The following is a 17,402-nucleotide window of genomic DNA, read 5'->3' on the forward strand; positions in this document are numbered from 1 at the left end:
AGCGGGATTTTCCTCTTGAAATCCGCACGCTTTTTTGCTATACTATTCTAGCCGCTTGGTGTGGGCGCCTCAAATGGCCCCTGTGAGGGCCTGCCTTTACGACCAGCGAGTACAACGAAAAGGAATGAACAAAATGTACGCAATCATTGTTACCGGCGGTAAGCAGTACCGCGTGGAGCAGGGCGACATCGTCTACATCGAAAAGCTGGACGTTGAGGCCGACTCCGAAGTGAAGTTTGATCAGGTTCTCGCTGTTGGCGAGGAGGGTTCGGTCAAGGTTGGCGCTCCTGTTGTTGAGGGCGCTTCCGTTTCTGCCAAGGTCATCAAGAATGGCAAGGGCAAGAAGCTGAACATCATCACCTATCGCGCAAAGAAGCACAGTGCTCGCCGCATGGGCCATCGTCAGCCCTTCACCAAGGTTGAGATCACTGCGATCAACGGCTAAGTAGGAGGTATATTACAATGGCACATAAAAAGGGCGTAGGCAGCACCAAGAACGGCCGTGATTCTGCGGCTCAGCGTCTGGGCACCAAGCGTGCAGATGGTCAGTTCGTTCTGGCCGGCAACATCCTCGTTCGCCAGCGCGGCACTCACATCCAGCCGGGTGAGAATGTCGGCAAGGGCAGCGATGATACCCTGTTTGCTCTGGTCGATGGCACCGTTCGTTTCGAGCGCGTGGGCAAGAGCGGCAAGAAGTGCAGCGTCAAGCAGTAACTTCTTCCTAAAATCTGCAACACAGAGAGCCGGACCCTCGTGGCCCGGCTCTTTTTGATGAATTTCTTCTTCCTTGATCCGGCTCCCCTCGCCAGGGGAGCTGGCCGCGCCAAAGCGCGGACTGAGAGGTTATTTTCCGATAAAAGCGCAGAGAATAAGCGCTGAGAAGAATCTTTTCTGAGAACAGGAGGGCCTGTATGGCAGCACAAACCAATTTTATCGACATCGCCACCATCTGGCTCCATGCGGGCAAGGGCGGCGACGGCGCTGTGAGTTTCCATCGTGAAAAGTTCGTGGCCGCTGGCGGCCCGGACGGCGGCGACGGCGGACGGGGCGGCGACATCATCTTCGTCGTGGACGACCACCTCACCACCCTGATGGACTTCCGCTACAAGCGCAAGTACACCGCTGACGAGGGCGGCAAGGGCGGCGCGAGCCTCTGCCACGGCAAGAACGCCGAGAACCTTGTCATCAAGGTGCCGCTGGGCACCGTCATCAAGGACGCCGAGAGCGGCCTTGTCATCGCCGATCTGTCCGACCACACCCCCGTGACCGTGGCCAAGGGAGGCCGGGGCGGCTATGGCAATGCCCATTTCGCCACCCCCACCCGCCAGATCCCCAAGTTCGCAAAGCCCGGTATGCCCGGCGAGGACATTCAGGTGACGCTGGAGCTGAAGCTGATCGCAGATGTGGGCCTCATCGGCTTCCCCAATGTGGGCAAGTCCACCCTCATCTCCACCATCAGCGCCGCCAAGCCGAAGATCGCCAACTACCACTTCACCACGCTGGTGCCCACGCTGGGCGTCGTGTCGGTGGGCGAGGGCGCAAGCTTCGTCTGCGCCGACATCCCCGGCCTCATCGAGGGTGCCAGCGAGGGCATCGGTCTGGGCCATGACTTCCTCCGCCATGTGGAGCGCTGCCGCCTGCTGCTCCACGTCGTGGATGTCTCCGGCAGCGAGTGCCGCGACCCCATCGAGGACTTCGAGAAGATCAACGAGGAGCTGGCAAAGTTCAGCCCTGCGCTGGCCGAGCGTCCCCAGATCGTGGTGGGCAACAAGTGTGACCTCGCCACCGAGGAGCAGATCGACACCTTCCGCAGGTATGTGGAGGAGAAGGGCCTGACCTTCGTGCCCATCTCCGCCGCCACCATGCAGGGCGTGAGGGAGCTTCCGGGTCTGGTCTACAACCGCCTGAAGGACATCCCCGCCATCCCCGTGTTCACCCCCGAGTACAAGAAGCCGGAGGCAAAGGCTGGCCGCCGCGAGTTTACCATCAAGCGGATGGAGGCTCATGTCTGGAGCGTGGATGCGCCGTGGCTGGAGTATATCCTTGCCGGCAGCAATGTGGACGACTACGAGAGCCTGCAGTATTTCCAGCGTCAGCTGGGCGAGAGCGGCATTCTGGACGCTCTGGTCCAGAAGGGCGTGCAGGAGAATGACACCATCCTCATCGGCGAGTATCAGTTCGATTATATCTTCTAAGAGGTCAACGGGCTTGCCCTCTCAGCCTCACGCAGTTCGGCAGCTCTCCCAAAGGGAGAGCCAGAACGTGACGGTCAGGCTTTTGCCTCTCCCTTTGGGAGAGGTGGCATTGCGAAGCAATGACGGAGAGGGCAAGGACGCTGACGAAAGGAGAGACCGTTCTATGAACGAACCCGAAAAGATCGACCCCCGGGAGCTGAGTCCGCTGGCGCTGGCCTTTGTGGGCGACAGTGTGCTGGAGCTTCTGGTGCGGCAGCGGCTGGTGGAGCACCACCGGCTGTCGGCGGGAAAGCTCAACGCCGAAAAGGTCAAGTACGTTTCGGCCCGGGCGCAGTTCCGGGAGGAGCAGCTGTTGGAGCCGCTCTTCACAGAGGACGAGCTTGCCGTCTTCAAGCGGGGCCGCAACGCCAGCAAGGCCAGCGTCGCCAAGCACGCCTCCCCGGAGGAATATCGTGCCTCTACCGGCTTCGAGTGCCTGCTGGGCTGGCTGTATCTGAACGGCCAGCTGAGCCGGGTGCAGGAGCTGTTCGAGACGCTGTGGCAGTCCTTCGACCCCAACGAGAAGTAAGAAAAAACGCGAAAGCCCACTGCTTTCTGCACTGGGGAACAGTGCAAAGAGAGCAGTGGGCTTTTTGGGGTCACTCCGCCTTATCGGCTGTTGCGGGCGGAGTTGTGGGCCGAGTTCTTGCCGCCCTCATCGTCGGCACCCTTGGTGTACTGGTTGGGGTGCTTGTGCTCGTTGGTGGCAGAGTTCTGGCTGGAACTGGTGGTGCGGCTGTTCGTCTGATTGGTGGTGCGGTTCTGGTTCTTGCAGTTGGTGCTGCGGTTCTCGCTGCGATTTTCCATCGTATCGTCGCTCCTTTCGATTTCGGGAGGCGCTTTGCGCTCCCTGCCCATAGTTTGACCGGCTGCGGCGGCTTTATGCACCGCAGCCCGAAGGAGGTTTTGCAAAAATGCCTGCCGAATATTTTGAAGCCCGGGAGCGCGCCCTGCTGGGCGAACGGTACGAGCTGCTCTACGCCGCCCCGCAGGAGACGGCGGCCCGGGGCGTGACCGTCTCCGCACTCCGCACGACCCCGGAGGAGTTTGCGGCCCGGGCAGACTTCCCGCTCCGGCCCTCGCCCTTCTGCAAAGCGGCGTTCGTGGTGGAGTGTCCCGACTTCAAGCCGGGACGCCACCCCTATCATCACGCAGGCGTCTTTTACTCGCAGGAGCCGTCGGCCTCGTCCGCCGCGCCGCTGCTGGGCGTCCGGCCCGGGATGTGGGTGCTGGACCTGTGCGCCGCCCCCGGCGGCAAGAGCAGCCAGCTCGCCGCCGCCCTGCGGGGGCAGGGGCTTCTGGTCAGCAACGAATACGTCGCGGCCCGGGCGGAGATCCTGAAAAGCAATCTCGAGCGGATGGGTGTGCCCAATGCTGTAGTGCTCAACGAGACGCCCGCCCGCATCGCGGCGGCTCTGCCGGAGTTTTTTGACCGGGTGCTGGTGGACGCGCCCTGCTCCGGCGAGGGGATGTTCCGCAAAGAGCCTGCAGCGCTGGCCCAGCACTGTGAGGCGCTGGTGAAGCAGTGCGCGGAGCTTGGCGCAGACATCCTCGACAGCGCCGCCGCGGCCCTCGCGCCGGGCGGGGAGCTGGTCTACTCCACCTGCACCTTCGCACCCGAGGAGGATGAGGGGCAGGTGGCAGCGTTCTTACAGCGCCACCCGGAGTTCGCGCTGGCCGACGTGCTGGGCCATGTGGACTACACCTTCGGCAGTGAGGGCGAGGCCAACCGCACCGGCGGACTGCCGCTGGACGTGAGCAAGGTGCGCCGTATCTGGCCCTGTCAGGGCGGCGAGGGCCACTTCATGGCCCGGCTGGTCAAGGCGGGCACGCCCCGCACCCTGCCTGCCCCCGGCGGGTACACGCCGGAAGAGCAGCTCTGGCTGGCCGCTGCCGCCGAGGCAGGCCGAAAGGCCAAGGGCGGCAAGCCCCAGAAAGGCGGCAGGCCCGCCGATGCCCGCAGCGCACGGCGGGAAAACAGCCGCGCCTGCCGGGAGGCCGCGCAGGGCCGCAGCGTCCGCAGCCGGGACGGCGGGGCAGGGGAGGCAACGCCCGCCCAGAGCCTCGCTGCGTGGCGGGAGTTCGCGGAGGAATATTTCCCGGAGCTGGCCGGGCGTCCCGCCGTGGTGCATGGCGGAGGCGTCCTGCTTCCGGCGGCCTTCCCCCAGACGAATCTCCACGTCCTGCGGGCGGGCGTCTTTGTGGGCAGCGTGCAGAAGGGCCGCTTCGTGCCGGAGCACCATCTGTTCACGGCCTTCGGCGCGCTCTGCAAGAACCGCGAGGAGCTGACCCTCGCCGACCCGCGGACCGTGGAATACCTCTCCGGCCGGGAGGCCGAAGCCCGCACCGCCGCCGACGGCTGGTGCTGCGTGACGGTGGATGGCTGGCCGCTGGGCGGCGGAAAAGTGTCCGGCGGCAGGGTCAAAAACCACTACCCCAAGGCGCTCCGGCTGCTGTAAGACGCAGTTTTTGGCAGAATAGGCCCGAAAACCAGCAGCACAAGGCTTGAACGCCGATGGCTGTTGTGATAGAATAATAGAGTTAGATTTTGTGTGCTGCCACAATGCGGGCGACCACAGCCCGTCTGCCCGCAGGCGGAGATCACTGATAAAATACAGGAGGCTCTTTCCCATGTCTGGACATAGCAAATGGAACAACATCAAGCGCAAGAAGGAAAAGACCGACGGCGCGAAGGCAAAGGTCTTTACCAAGATCGGCCGCGAGATCAGCGTCGCCGTCCGCACCGGCGGCCCCAACCCCGCTTCCAACAGCAAGCTGGCAGACCTGATCGCCAAGGCAAAGCGTATGAGCGTGCCGAACGATAACATCCAGCGCATCATCAAGAAGGCCGAGGGCGGCGATAAGACCGAGTACGAGGCAATCACCTACGAGGGCTACGGCCCCGGCGGCGTCGCTGTCATGGTGGAGACCCTGACCGACAACCGCAACCGTACTGCTGCCGACCTGCGCCACTACTTCGACAAGAACGGCGGCAATCTGGGCGCTATGGGCTGCGTGGGCTTCCTGTTCAGCCAGAAGGGCGTCATCGACATCTCTCTGGAGGACAAGGACGCCGACGAGGCCATGATGGACGCTCTGGATGCCGGTGCAGAGGACTTCGACGCAGGCGAAGAGGCTGCGGAGATCACCACCGACCCCGAGAACTACTCCGCTGTCGTCAAGGCTCTGGAGGAGAAGGGCTACGAGATCCTCTCCGACGATCTGGCCATGGTCCCCATGACCACCACCCGCCTGACCGACCCCGACCAGCTCAAGCTGATGGGCAAACTGCTGGATGCCCTCGAGGACAACGACGACGTCCAGAACGTCTGGCACAGCCTCGAGAACGAAGAGGATCTGCCGGAATAAACTTCCGCAGGCCGGAGGAATGCTGATTCGAAGCCGTTCTTTGTACTGCGAAGCACAGAGAGCGGCTTTTTGGCTTACGAAGGCCAAAAATCGGGAGCAGTCAAATATAGCAGTTTGCGTATTTAATGCACAAGCAACATCCGCAAACTGCATATCGCAAATATGTTATATTTGATAGGCACTATTTTTGAAAATTGCGATAAAAAATGCCGTAGAGAAGCATTTCCGCGGAATTGCCTGTTGCATCCTAGATTTTTCTATGCTAGAATGTGAGAAAGTGAGGAAGAGAAATCCATAAAAATGCGGAAAGGCGGTGATGCGGTATGGAGTCGGGAGCGTTGATCGAACTGCACGCCCATATCCTTCCGCAGATGGACGACGGAAGCGAGAGCGTGGAGATGTCGCTGGCGATGCTTCAGGCGCTGGCCGGGATGGGGGTCGGGACGGTCTGTGCGACCTCCCACTACTACGCCCGGGAGAACAGCGTCACCATGTATCTGGCGCGGCGGGCGGCGGCCCTGAACGCGCTGCACAGCGCTATCCCGGCGGGGAGCAGCCTGCCCCGCATCCTTCCGGCGGCGGAAGCGGCCTATTTCCGGGGGATGGAAGAACATCACCCGGAGCGGCTCTGCATCGAGAACACCCGCACCCTGATGCTGGAGATGCCCTTTTCGGAGTGGACCGACCAGCAGGTGGAGACGGTGGCCGTGCTGTCGCTGGATCTACATTTCAATGTCGTCCTCGTCCATCCTGAGCGGTTCTGCTTCAGTTCGAGCAACCGCCGTCGGCTGGAAGAGCTGGCCAAGCTGCCGCTGGCCCTTCAGGTGAACGCGGATACCCTGCTCCGCTGGGGGACCCGCCGGCAGGGGCTTGAGCTTCTGGAACTGACGGCAACGCCGCTGCTGGGCAGCGACTGCCACGACATGACCAAAAGACCGCCAAATCTGAAAGGGGGAAGAGAGATGGTGCGGCGCAAGCTGGGCGAAGCGTTCCTTGCACAGATGGATGAGAACGCCCGTCGGCTGACGGCACCGACTCTCGCGCAAGTGTGAGGTTCCGAGAGGAAAAACGGCTCCGCCGGAAGGACGTCCTCAAGGCGGGCGTGGCGGCGGCAGTGGCGCTGGCACTGCTGGCCGGCGGCGCAGCGGCCCTCCATTTCTGGGAGAACGACCGCTATGCGACCGGCTCCGACGAGGTGGGCAGCGCCGTCATCGCGGCCCCGGAGGAGCAGAAGGAGATCACCTACGACGGCAGCACCTATCGTCAGCGCTCCGGCCTTGAGACGTACCTGATCATGGGCATCGACGTCAAGGGCAAGGCCGTGGCCGTGGACAGCTACGAGGGCGGCGGACAGGCCGACGTCCAGATGGTGCTGGTGGTGGACGACGCCAACAAGACGTGGCAGGTGCTGCAGATCAACCGCGACACCATCACGAAGGTGCCGGTGCTGGATGTTCTGGGCGGGGTGGCGGCGTATGCCGACGAGCAGATCGCGCTGGCCCATTATTACGGCAATGGCCGGGAGAACAGCTGCGAGAACACCGCGCTTGCCGTCTCGATGCTGCTGGACGACCAGCCCATCGACGGATATTTTGCATTGAACATGGACGCCGTGGGCATCGTCACCGACCTTGTGGGGGGCGTGACCCTGACCGTCACCTCGGATTTCTCTGAGATCGACCCCACGCTGGTGCAGGGCGAAGAGGTGACGCTGGACGGTGAGAAGGCGCTGACCTATGTGCGCAGCCGCCACCACATCGACGACCAGACCAACATCGCCCGCATGGCCCGTCAGCGGCAGTTCCTCGCCGCGCTGGAAGAAAAGCTCCGGCAGCAGGACAGCCAGTTCGCAGCCGAAGCCTATACGGCGCTGGAGGACTACATGGTGACGGACATCGCCAGCGGCACGGCCGCAAAGATCGGCGAAAAGCTCAAGCAGTACAAACAGCTCGACACCCTGACCATCGACGGCGAGAACGTCATCGAGAACGGCTACTGGGCCTACCATCTGGACGAGTCCAGCCGGGAGGCGACCGTCTTACAGCTGTTTTATGAAAAAGTACGATAAGGAAATAGGAAACTGGAAAGGTAGGATCAATCAGTGGGCAAGGAACAACAGGCACTCAATCCGGCGGCCATCAACGGCGCAGAGACAGAAGAAGAGATCGATCTCGTAGAGGTATTCTACCTGCTGTGGGGGCACATCCTGCAGATCATCGCCTGCTTTCTGGCGGGCGCACTGCTGGCGTTCGGCTTTACGCATTTCTTCGTGACGCCGATGTATCAGGCCTCGGCCAGCATCTACATCGTGTCTGCCTCCAACAACTCCATCGTCAACCTGACCGACCTGCAGATCGGCTCTCAGCTGACGGCGGACTATCAGGAGCTGATGCTCAGCCGTCCGCTGCTGCAGGATGTCATCAAAAATCTGGACCTCGACACCAACTACCGCAGCCTTGCAGGGCAGGTCAGCATCACCAACACCAATGACACCCGCATCCTCAAAGTGACCGTCACCGACAGCGACCCCGAGCGGGCGGCAGACATCGCCAACGAGCTGATCAAGCAGGCCCGCATCTACCTGCCCGAGATCATGGAGACGGAGACGCCCAACGTGGTGGAGGACGCTGTGGTGCCCACCCAGAAGTCCAGCCCCAGCTACGCCAAGAACACGGTGCTGGGCGCGTTGCTGGGTGCTGTGCTCTGCTGCGGCGTGCTGCTGGTGCAGTACCTGATGAAGGACAGCTTCGATACGCCGGACGATGTGGCCAAGTATCTGGGCGTCCAGCCGCTGGCTACCATTCCGGAGGTCGATCTGGGCAGCTTCAACCACAATGACACCAAGAAGAAGAGCGCCTTCCGCTGGAACGACGTGATGAGCAGATAAGAGGGGGAGAACGACCATGAATAAGCTTCAAATCGGCAAGATGCCGCAGCTCCCCTTCGAGGTGAGCGAGGCCATCAACCAGCTGCGCATCAATCTGAGCTTCTGCGGCAGCGATGTCAAGACCATCATGATCACCAGCAGCACGCCCAACGAGGGCAAGAGCTTCGTGACCATGCAGCTGTGGCGGATGATCGCCGAGCTGGGCACGCCTGCCGTCCTCATCGACTGCGACTTCCGCAAGTCGGAGATGCGCAGCAAGTACGGGATGTCCACCTCCGGCCAGCTCATCGGCGGCGTCCATTATCTGGCGGGCAAGGCCGAGCTGGATGACGTCATCTATGAGACCAACGTCCCCAACGGGTATATCATCCCGGTGGCAAAGACCGTGACCAACCCCGCTATCCTGCTGGAAAGCGAGCGCTTTGCGCAGATGATCGAGCATTGCCGCCAGCGTTTCGGTGTCGTGCTCATCGACACGCCGCCCCTCGGCAGCGTGGCCGACGCCATGAACATCGCCACCCACTGCGACGGCACCGTTCTGGTGGTGCGCGGCGGTGAGACGCCCCGCAAGGTCGTGGGCGATTCGGTCCAGCAGCTCAAGCGCACCGGAGTGCCCCTTCTGGGTGTCGTGCTGGACCGCGCAGAAATGAATAGTAAGTCGAGCCTGTATTATAAACGCTACTACAAGTCCGGCTACTATTATAAGGGATACGGCAGCGAGAAATCGCAGCCTGTCCAGAAATAAATATGGAGGTAATCGTTATGAAAAAGAAATTCGTAGTAGCAGTCGCCGCTGTGGTGATGGCCGCTGTCATGAGTGTTTCTGCTTTCGCAGCCGACGACGTGAAGGTGCCCAGCATCACCGGCGACGCCACCGGCCCTGCCAGCGAAATTTTTGTTCCTCAGTCTAACGCTGAGGCCAGCGCAACGGCCAATGCTGCTTATAATACCCTCGCTTCTACCGAGGGCAGCGTTGCCGATAAGCTGACTGCCCTTGCAGGCGGCAAGGCTACGGCTGATGCTGCCGCAGCAGCAGGCGTCAAGTCTGCAAATGACCTGTCCGTCCGTGCCATCGGTGATGTGCTGGTGGAAGGCGAAGTCTCGGTCAGCGTCAATGGGATCGGCAATGTTGCAGTCATCATGTATCTGGACAGCAACGGCAACTGGGTGGTCACTACCGCTCGCGTTGTGAATGGCCGCGTCATCTTCAGCCTGCCTTACCCCACCACTGTCGTCATCCTGTCTATCTAAAACGGACTCCTGAGCAGCATTCCGGGCAGGAGGGGGCGTTTATCTCCGGCCCGAAACGGCTCTGAGGGATGGGAAAGACCCAACCGAATGAAAAGGCCCACGGCTTCGTGCTCTCTGCACGGGCCGGGGGCCTTTTTGCGTTTGCGGAAAGAAGAGGGGGCTTTTTGGGGCGGTTAAGAAAGGGCGATACCATTTTTGCGCAGGCTATGCTATAATAAAAAGGAAACAAGAGGATGGGGAGGGGCCGACATGGAGCGAAAGCGCATTTGTCCATACTGTATGCAGGAGCTGGAAGAGGGGAGGGCACAGTGCCCCCACTGCGGCCGGGAGCTTGCAGGGCGCAACCCGGCGGGCAGTCTCCCCGCGGGCACGGTGCTGGCGGGCCGGTATACGGTGGGGGACATCAAGAGCGTGGACGGCGAGGGCATCCTCTACCGGGGCGTCGAGAACACCGGGCCGTTCCGCGTGACCATCAAGGAGTATATGCCCCTGACGCTGGCCGCAGAGCGGGGGAAGGACTGCATCCTCCGCCCGAAGCCCGGCAGCGAGGTGCTGTTCAAGACCACCCGGATGGACTTTGCCGACCTCTACCGCTTCATCCAGCGCATCACCCCGGCCAACGGCCTCGAGGCGGTGCTGGACGTCTTTGAAGAGAACAACACGGTCTACGCCGTCATGGAGAACCCCGGCGGCTGTCCGCTTCAGAAGTGGCTCGAAGAGCACGGCACTGTGACGCCGCAGCAGGCCTGCGCGATGCTGGAGCCGGTGTTCCGGGGGGTGGAGGCCATGCATCAGGTGGGGCTTGTGCACCGGGGCATCTGCCCGGCCAACATCCGCATTCTGGACAATGGCCGCGCCCGGCTGACGGGCTATGCGACGGTGGGCCTGCGGACGGCGGGCAGCGGCCTCCACGAGCAGCTGTACGAGGGCTACTCGGCCCCGGAGCAGTATTCCACGGCGGAGTTCGAGGGCCGCTACACCGACGAATACAGCCTTGCGGCGGTGTTCTACCGGATGGTCTGCGGGGTAAGCCCCGTCCCGGCGGCCCAGCGCCTCGTCTCCGACTCCAACCCCAAGGCCCGCACCGTCTCCTCGGCTGTGCCGCCCTACGTCTCGGAGACGCTGTATCTGGGCCTCCGCCTCAAGCCGGTGGAGCGCATCCAGACCGTCCAGCAGCTCTTCCGCGCCCTCTCGGAGCGGGAGTATGCCGAGGAGCTGGCCCGGAGTCTGGCCCCCCGGACGTCTCCCGCCCCGCAGGAGACGAGAGCGCCCGCAAAGGCCGAGCTGCTCAGCGTCCGCAACCTGCTGGCCGGCATCCTCATCCTGCTGAGCGTCCTCATCGTGCTGATCCTCTGGGGGCTTCTGAGCCGCCAGAACGACGCCCGCCCAGCGCCGTCGGCCTCGGAGCCGGACTCCGTCAGCGAGGCCGCCAGCGAGCCGGTAAACGAAAACATCATCCTGACGCCAGATCTCGTGGGCCGCGACTATGACGCGGAGGTGCGGAACAACCGCAGCTATATCAACGACTACCTCTTCTATGTTACGCTGGAATACAGCAACACGGTAGAGAAGGGCCGCATCATCCGGCAGACGCCGGAGGCGGGCGAGGTCATCCAGAAGGGGGACACCATCAGCCTCGTGGTCAGCCGAGGCCCCCAGATGATGGAGATGCCCGACATCATCGGCCAGACGCAGGACAGCGCCGTGCAGGAGCTTGCCGCCAAGGGGCTGAACGCCACCTGCTTCACGGTGGTCAACGACGGCTCGGAGGCCGCAGGCTGTGTCGTCTCGGCCAGCGAGGACGCCGGGACGATGGTGGAGGTGGGCACCACGGTGGTGCTCTATATCGCGGGCGATGCCGCCGCCAGCGCCTCCGGCAGTACCGAAACGCCGCCTGACACCGAAGGCCCCGCCGTCGGCGGCGACGCCGTGCAGGATGGCATTGAATACGATACGGATTAAATAAAAAGAGGCTGCTGGTCAACCTCTCAGTCTGCTTCGCAGACAGCTCCCCTACCGAGGGGAGCCTCTGGCGAAGAGGAAAAGCTTTCTGCCATGCCAAAGCCTCCCCTCGATAGGGGAGGTGGCACGGCGGAAGCCGTGACGGAGAGGTTGAGGCCAGCAGCCTCTTATTTTTTATTTCAGAAGCTTCAGAAAAAGCTCTTCATGAACGCAATATCGCTGGCGGCGCGGGCCGGGACAGCCTCCTCCCGCAGGACGGGGAGGACGGGCTGGGGCAGGGCGCGCAGCATCTCGAAGCCGCCTTTGTAGTCCACGCAGGAATCCTCGAGGCTGGTGGAGTAGAGGGTGCCGTCGGGCTTAAAGTTCTGGCCCTTGAAGTGGACGGCCGCGATCTTATCGCCGTACCAGCTGCCGACCTTGTCCCAGATGCGGCGCTGGGCGTCCACCGAGGCGTTCTCGGGGCCGACGTAATTCGCAAGGTCGCAGATGACCCGGAGGTTGGGGCTGGCGATGGTGTCCAGCACCATCCGGACGGCCTCGGGGGTGTTCATGGAATGGTAATAGACGCACTCCACCGCGAAGAGCACGCCCTGCTCTTCGCAGACGGGGATGATCTCGCCGAGGCTGCGAAGCAGGGCCTCCTGCGCCTCTTTGCGGCTCACGGTGGGCTGCTTTGCCATATTGGTGGTCTCGCTGCCCATGCAGCCGGCCCGGAGAGCCTTTGCCACCGGCACCTGACTCAGGGCCTTCGCCACCTCGGCGCGGCGCTTGTCCTCGTCTGCATAGCCCAGCTCGACGTAGGTGCCGTCTACGGCGATGGACACGCCGCTCTTCTGGACGGCGGCGTTGGTGGCGTCCACCAGCGCAGGGGTCACGTCTGCATAGCTCTTGACCCCCTCCACGGCCTTGGTGTAGGCCAGCTGGGTGCAGCGAAAGCCTGCGTCTCCGATGGAGCAGAGCAGCTCTTCCACGCTGTGACGGCCAAAATCATGGCCTCGTGCGCCGACGATAAATTCCGACATCCCGCATCCTCCTTACGCTCAGCCGAACAGACGCTCGGCAAACATCCCGAACTCCTTGCCCCACCAGTACCAGTCGTGGGAGACGTCGCCGCCCCAGACTTCGAGGTGGCAGGGCAGGCCGGTCTCCTTCAGGGTGTCGGCCAGAGCCTGCGTGTCAGCAAGGGCGTCGCCCTCGTAGCCGCCCTGACCCACGCAGAGCAGGAGGGTGTTATCCTCGGCCTTGGCCAGCAGGTTTTTGTTGCAGATGCCGTTCTTCCGCAGGGCGGCGAGGGGGCTGCTGCGGAGGACAAGGTCGTCCTCACAGCCGCCGAGGAAGCGGCTCATGTCGTACAGGCCCGACAGACCCACCGCGCCCGCAAAGACCCCGGGGCGGCGCAGGCGGCACTGGACGGCCTGATAGGCGCCGGTGTCCACGCCAGCGCACCAGATGAGGGGAGGCTTTTTGGCCTCCGGGGCGTTCAGCGCAGCGATGCGGGGGGCCAGCTCGGCAGTCAGGTAGACGAAATACTTTTCCTGCATCTCGGCCCGGCGGCGGGGCGTCTCATGGCCCGCCAGCAGGCTCTCGGCGTCGATGCTGTCGGCGCAGAAGAGCTGCATCTTTCCCTCGTGCAGCAGCCGTGCTACGGCCTCGGGCATCCCGTTGTTCTCCCAGTCGTAGAAACGGCCGCCCCGGGCGGGCAGTGCCAGCACCGGCACGCCGCCGTGGCCGTAGACCTTGAACTCCATCGCGCGGTCGAGCACCGCGCTCCACTCTTTGTAATAAGTGCCTTCCATTCTGAAAAGCTCCTTCCTGTCAGATGAATTGATTGCGTGCTGCGTCGTAGGCGTAGCCCACGGCGGAAAGCGTTTTGCACAGGGCGTCCCTGTCTGCGTCCATGTCGTCGCAGAGGGCGTCGAGGCTGGGGTAGAAGTCGCGCAGCTTGAGGTTGACCACGCTCAGCAGCATGATCGGGTCGCTCGGCAGTGCCATCTCAGTTTCCTCCCAAAGTCCGGTGATAAAATAAAAAGCCGGCCACTCGACAAAGTGACCGGCAATACGCATCAGCTTAGACAGCGCGGGTGACTTTGCCAGCGCGCAGGCAGCGGGAGCATGCGTAGATATACTTGGGAGAACCCTCCACGACCGCCTTGACACGACGGACATTCGGCTTCCAGGTACGGTTGGAACGGCGATGAGAGTGAGAGACCTTGATACCGAAGGTAACACCCTTGCCGCAGCATTCACACTTAGCCATGGTACTTGCACCTCCTACAGTGAAGTTATGGAATCAAAATAATCAGCTTGACTATTTTACCAGAACAGCCGCCAAAAAGCAACCCCCTTTTCAATTTTTTTGCGGCTTTTTTTCGTCTGAGGCCCAAACGCTTGTCTAAACACGAAAAAAATAGTACAATAAACTCGTATATCTTATAGAAAACAGGAGAACACCATGACCCCAAGAATGTTTTATACCCTCGCACGGGTGCTGGCCGCTCTGACCGTCATCCCCTTCCACGAGGCAGGCCACGCGCTGGCTGCATGGCTGCTGGGCGACCCCACGGCCAAGCAGCAGGGGCGGCTGTCGCTGAACCCTTTCCGCCATTTCGACCTGCTGGGCACGCTGTGCATGGTGTTTGCGGGCGTGGGCTGGGCAAAGCCTGTCTCCACCGACCCCCGCAACTTTAAAAACCCCAAGCAGGGCATGGCCCTCACCGCGCTGGCCGGCCCGGTGGCGAACCTGATCCTGGCCTACCTGTCGATGGTGGTCTGGAAGCTGCTCTATTATTGGGCACCCGTCAACGAAGCGACGATTTTTTTGGCGCTCTTCCTGCAATACTTAGTGTACATGGACGTGAGCCTCGCGGTGTTCAACCTCATCCCCGTGCCCCCGCTGGACGGCAGCCGGGTGCTGCTGGCGGTGCTGCCCGAGCGCATCTACTTCGGGATGATGAAGTATGAAAAGGTCATCCTTGTGGTGATGCTGGCGGCGGTCTGGAGCGGCGTTCTGGACGGCCCGCTGAGCGTGATGAACAGCGTGGTGTGGGACCTGCTGGACGCAGGCACCCAGTACATCGACAGCATCGCCTACTCGGCCTACTACGCATCTCTGGGGGCGGTGATCTGATGGCGGAGGAGCTTACCTTTCATCTGGAGGAGTTCGAGGGGCCGCTGGAACTGCTTCTGGCGCTGGTGACGAAGCACAAGATGGACCTGCACAACATCCCCATCCTTGCGCTGATCGACCAGTACACCCGCACCGTGGAGGCCGCACAGGCCGTGGACCCCGACGTTTCCAGCTCCTTTATCGAGATGGCGGCCCACCTCGTGGAGATGAAGAGCTACCTGCTGCTGCCCCGCAGCACCGAGGGTGAGCGGATGAAGCAGGAGCTGACCGGCCAGCTCATCGAGTACGACCAGTGCCGCCGGATGTCGGCCGCGCTCCGCGCCGCCGCCGAGGCGTCGCCCACCTTCGTCCGCCCGCCGCTGCGGCTGGAACGGGACGAGACTTACGCTCTCAACCATCTGCCGCAGGTGCTGGCCGACTGCTGGGAGGGGCTGATGGGCCGCACGCCCGCCCGGCGTGTCCCGACACAGGCGGTCTTTGAGCCGCTGGTGGCCGCCCCGCAGGTGTCGGTGAGCAGCCGGGTGGTGTACATCCTGCGCCGCCTCATCGCGGGGGGCGCGGCCCGGATGAGCCAGCTCTTCGCCCGCAGCCAGAGCCGCAGCACCAACGTGGCCACCTTTCTGGCGTTGCTGGAGCTGGTGCGCGGCGGGCGCGTCATTCTCGGTCCGAAGGGGGAGCTGGCCATGCAGCGGGGACGCCTGCCCCGTGAAAAGGCAAAGGAGGAAGAATGAACCAGAAACAGACCAAAGCCGCCGTCGAGGCGATGCTTTTTGCGGCGGGTGACCCGGTAAGCGCCGATAAACTCGCCGCCGCCGTCCAGCTGCCCCAGACCGCAGTGGAGACTGCGCTGGAGGACCTGCGCGCCCGCTATGCCCGGGAGGATTCGGGCCTCTGCCTGCTCCATCTGGACACCCGCTGGCAGCTGGCGACCAAGACCGAGTGGGCCGACTGCGTCCGCCGCCTGCTGGACGCGAGGCGCTCGGTGCCCCTCGGCCCGGCGGCGATGGAGACGCTGACGGTCATCGCCTACAATCAGCCCGTCTCCCGCGCCTTCATCGAGCAGGTGCGCGGCGTGGATTCCTCGTCCAGCGTCAGCAGCCTTTTGCAGAAGGGACTCATTGAGGAGGCGGGCCGCCTTGATCTGCCCGGCCACCCGGTGAGCTTCCGGACAACGGACGTTTTCCTGCGGTGCTTCGGCCTTTCCTCGCTGGCGGACCTGCCGCCCGTGCGGGGCCAGAACGAGGGAGCGGAAGGGGAGGCGGTCCGATGATGGCGGTGCTGGGGGCGCTGGGCTGGCTGCTGCTGACCCTGCTGAAGATCGTGGGCATCCTGCTCCTTATTTTATTGGTGCTGCTGGCCCTCGCCCTGCTCTGCCCGTTCTGCGCCGACTTTTGCTGGGAGAACGGCGTCGTGACGATCCGGGCCGGTGTGCCGGGCATCACCCAGCCGGTGTTCCGGTGGCCCGCCCCGCCGCCTGCGGGAGCGGAGGAGCCGAAGGGCTTTTTCGGGAAGCTGAAGGCGAAGCTCCGGGCCAGCCGCGCGGAGCGGCGGCGGAAAAAAGCCGCCGAACGGGCCGCGAAAGAGGCGAAGAAGCCCAAAAAAGAGACGCCGCCCCGCAAGAAAGCGAAGCTCACCCTCAACATTCTCGTGACCATCCTGCGGGGGGCAGGGCGGCTGACGAAAGCCGTCTTCGGCTCCCTGCGAGTCACGAAGATCCGGGTCTGCCTCGGCGTCCGGGGCGAGGACCCCGCCGAAGCCGCCCGCGCCTACGGCAGGCTGAATGCGTGGCTCTACCCGTCTCTCGGCGTCATCGACCGCTTCGTCTACCTCGACTTCGAGGAGCTGCGCATCCTGCCGGATTTCGGCTCTGCCGAGCCGACGGTGGCCGACCGCGTCTCGTTCCGCCTCAGCGCCCGGCTGCTGTTCATCGTCGCAGCGGCGGTGCGGGTCCTGTATGAGTTCTGGCGCGAAAAAGTGCTGGACGTCTTCCTATAAAATGTGTTACAATAAACTCGTATGGTGTATCCTTTGAAAAGGGAGCCTGCGGGTTTCCCGGAAAATAATAAGAGGAGGCCGATTTTATGGCTGAGCATCCGATTCAAGGTTTAATGAACGTCACAATGGACAAGATCCGCCAGATGGCAGACTCCAACACCATCATCGGCAAGCCCATCAAGACCGACGACGGCACCACCATCCTGCCGGTGTCCCGCATCTCCTTCGGCTTTGCGTCCGCAGGCACCGACTTTGACGGCAAGAACGCCGCCAACAAGGACCTGTTCGGCGGCGGCAGCGGTGCGGGCGTCAACATCCAGCCGGTGGCTTTTCTGGTGGTGAAGGACGGCTGTGTGCGCACCATCCAGCTGTCCGACGGCTCCAACACCATCGACCGCGCCCTGACCATGCTGCCCGAGCTGGTGGACAAGGTCAGCGCTCTGCTGAAAAAAGAGGAGAAGCAGGGGACTGCCGCTCCGAAAGCGGAGGAATAAACCCATCTACGCCGTACCTGCGGCCCGCCCGGGCCGCAGTGACTGAACTGAGGCTGCCCCAGCAGCCCTATTTGAGCGCCGGG

Annotated in this window: 22 protein-coding genes; 17 read left to right on the forward strand and 5 right to left on the reverse strand. The window is 62.8% G+C overall.

Annotation, left to right across the window (positions count from 1 at the left end; genetic code table 11):
- The first annotated feature begins 133 nt into the window (after window positions 1-133).
- From rplU to LKD23_RS07675, 4 genes are all read left to right on the forward strand, one after another.
- Entirely contained in the window at window positions 134-445 is a 312-nt protein-coding gene (rplU, locus tag LKD23_RS07660) for a 50S ribosomal protein L21 (protein ID WP_227621138.1), read from the forward strand.
- A gap of 17 nt (window positions 446-462) precedes the next feature.
- Window positions 463-714, forward strand: a complete 252-nt coding sequence (gene rpmA, locus LKD23_RS07665; RefSeq protein WP_015563948.1) for a 50S ribosomal protein L27 — start codon at window positions 463-465, stop codon at window positions 712-714.
- A 197-nt stretch (window positions 715-911) separates the two neighbouring features.
- Window positions 912-2,195, forward strand: a complete 1,284-nt coding sequence (gene obgE, locus LKD23_RS07670; RefSeq protein WP_227621139.1) for a GTPase ObgE — start codon at window positions 912-914, stop codon at window positions 2,193-2,195.
- Between the two features lie 163 nt (window positions 2,196-2,358).
- On the forward strand, window positions 2,359-2,763 hold the full coding sequence (locus LKD23_RS07675; protein ID WP_227621140.1) for a Mini-ribonuclease 3: 405 nt from the start codon (window positions 2,359-2,361) through the stop codon (window positions 2,761-2,763).
- 80 nt (window positions 2,764-2,843) lie between these two features.
- Here the strand turns inward: LKD23_RS07675 and LKD23_RS07680 are convergent, their stop codons facing one another.
- On the reverse strand, window positions 2,844-3,041 hold the full coding sequence (locus LKD23_RS07680; RefSeq protein ID WP_227621141.1) for a hypothetical protein: 198 nt from the start codon (window positions 3,039-3,041) through the stop codon (window positions 2,844-2,846).
- A 107-nt stretch (window positions 3,042-3,148) separates the two neighbouring features.
- Between LKD23_RS07680 and LKD23_RS07685 the strand changes: the two genes are divergently transcribed.
- The 8 genes from LKD23_RS07685 to LKD23_RS07720 all read left to right on the forward strand — a co-directional run bounded on the left by LKD23_RS07685 (window position 3,149) and on the right by LKD23_RS07720 (window position 11,703).
- Complete coding sequence (locus LKD23_RS07685) at window positions 3,149-4,693, forward strand: RsmB/NOP family class I SAM-dependent RNA methyltransferase (RefSeq protein ID WP_227621142.1); 1,545 nt, start codon at window positions 3,149-3,151, stop codon at window positions 4,691-4,693.
- Between the two features lie 172 nt (window positions 4,694-4,865).
- A complete protein-coding gene (locus LKD23_RS07690) occupies window positions 4,866-5,603 on the forward strand; it encodes a YebC/PmpR family DNA-binding transcriptional regulator (protein ID WP_227621143.1) in 738 nt (245 codons plus the stop codon).
- Window positions 5,604-5,941: 338 nt separating this feature from the next.
- Window positions 5,942-6,655 carry a CpsB/CapC family capsule biosynthesis tyrosine phosphatase gene (locus LKD23_RS07695; protein ID WP_227621144.1) on the forward strand — a complete coding sequence of 238 codons (714 nt, stop codon included), beginning with the start codon at window positions 5,942-5,944 and terminating at the stop codon, window positions 6,653-6,655.
- The gene (locus tag LKD23_RS07700; RefSeq protein WP_227621145.1) at window positions 6,652-7,671 is read left to right on the forward strand and encodes an LCP family protein; all 1,020 of its coding nucleotides are present in this window, start codon (window positions 6,652-6,654) and stop codon (window positions 7,669-7,671) included. Before LKD23_RS07695 ends, LKD23_RS07700 begins: the two co-directional genes overlap by 4 nt.
- 33 nt (window positions 7,672-7,704) lie before the next feature.
- On the forward strand, window positions 7,705-8,490 hold the full coding sequence (locus LKD23_RS07705) for a YveK family protein (RefSeq protein ID WP_227621146.1): 786 nt from the start codon (window positions 7,705-7,707) through the stop codon (window positions 8,488-8,490).
- A gap of 16 nt (window positions 8,491-8,506) precedes the next feature.
- Window positions 8,507-9,235 (forward strand): CpsD/CapB family tyrosine-protein kinase, encoded by a 729-nt coding sequence (locus LKD23_RS07710; protein WP_227621147.1) that lies wholly within the window; start codon window positions 8,507-8,509, stop codon window positions 9,233-9,235.
- Window positions 9,236-9,252: 17 nt separating this feature from the next.
- Complete coding sequence (locus LKD23_RS07715) at window positions 9,253-9,741, forward strand: hypothetical protein (protein ID WP_227621148.1); 489 nt, start codon at window positions 9,253-9,255, stop codon at window positions 9,739-9,741.
- Between the two features lie 279 nt (window positions 9,742-10,020).
- A complete protein-coding gene (locus LKD23_RS07720) occupies window positions 10,021-11,703 on the forward strand; it encodes a PASTA domain-containing protein (RefSeq protein WP_227621149.1) in 1,683 nt (560 codons plus the stop codon).
- Between the two features lie 188 nt (window positions 11,704-11,891).
- On the opposite strand, the gene LKD23_RS07725 is transcribed toward LKD23_RS07720, so the two are convergent.
- The 4 genes from LKD23_RS07725 to rpmB form a co-directional block, all read right to left on the reverse strand.
- The gene (locus tag LKD23_RS07725) at window positions 11,892-12,725 is read right to left on the reverse strand and encodes a sugar phosphate isomerase/epimerase family protein (protein WP_227621150.1); all 834 of its coding nucleotides are present in this window, start codon (window positions 12,723-12,725) and stop codon (window positions 11,892-11,894) included.
- Between the two features lie 18 nt (window positions 12,726-12,743).
- Entirely contained in the window at window positions 12,744-13,499 is a 756-nt protein-coding gene (locus LKD23_RS07730; RefSeq protein WP_227621151.1) for an esterase family protein, read from the reverse strand.
- Between the two features lie 19 nt (window positions 13,500-13,518).
- Window positions 13,519-13,695, reverse strand: a complete 177-nt coding sequence (locus LKD23_RS07735; RefSeq protein WP_227621152.1) for a DUF4250 domain-containing protein — start codon at window positions 13,693-13,695, stop codon at window positions 13,519-13,521.
- A gap of 76 nt (window positions 13,696-13,771) precedes the next feature.
- On the reverse strand, window positions 13,772-13,960 hold the full coding sequence (gene rpmB / locus LKD23_RS07740; protein WP_005932647.1) for a 50S ribosomal protein L28: 189 nt from the start codon (window positions 13,958-13,960) through the stop codon (window positions 13,772-13,774).
- 207 nt (window positions 13,961-14,167) lie between these two features.
- On the opposite strand from rpmB, the gene LKD23_RS07745 reads away from it, so the two are divergent.
- The 5 genes from LKD23_RS07745 (at window position 14,168) to ytfJ (ending at window position 17,319) form a co-directional block, all read left to right on the forward strand.
- The gene (locus LKD23_RS07745; protein WP_227621153.1) at window positions 14,168-14,830 is read left to right on the forward strand and encodes a site-2 protease family protein; all 663 of its coding nucleotides are present in this window, start codon (window positions 14,168-14,170) and stop codon (window positions 14,828-14,830) included.
- A complete protein-coding gene (locus LKD23_RS07750; RefSeq protein WP_227621154.1) occupies window positions 14,830-15,561 on the forward strand; it encodes a segregation and condensation protein A in 732 nt (243 codons plus the stop codon). Before LKD23_RS07745 ends, LKD23_RS07750 begins: the two co-directional genes overlap by 1 nt.
- Complete coding sequence (scpB, locus tag LKD23_RS07755) at window positions 15,558-16,100, forward strand: SMC-Scp complex subunit ScpB (RefSeq protein ID WP_227621155.1); 543 nt, start codon at window positions 15,558-15,560, stop codon at window positions 16,098-16,100. The genes LKD23_RS07750 and scpB overlap by 4 nt, the downstream gene beginning before the upstream one ends.
- Window positions 16,097-16,825, forward strand: coding sequence for a DUF2953 domain-containing protein (locus LKD23_RS07760; protein WP_227621156.1), 729 nt, complete (start codon window positions 16,097-16,099; stop codon window positions 16,823-16,825). Before scpB ends, LKD23_RS07760 begins: the two co-directional genes overlap by 4 nt.
- 86 nt (window positions 16,826-16,911) lie before the next feature.
- Window positions 16,912-17,319, forward strand: coding sequence for a GerW family sporulation protein (gene ytfJ, locus LKD23_RS07765; protein ID WP_227621157.1), 408 nt, complete (start codon window positions 16,912-16,914; stop codon window positions 17,317-17,319).
- Window positions 17,320-17,402: the final 83 nt, after the last annotated feature.

The sequence above is a fragment of the Faecalibacterium butyricigenerans genome (genome assembly GCF_020687345.1).
Taxonomy (GTDB): Bacteria; Bacillota; Clostridia; order Oscillospirales; family Ruminococcaceae; genus Faecalibacterium; species Faecalibacterium butyricigenerans.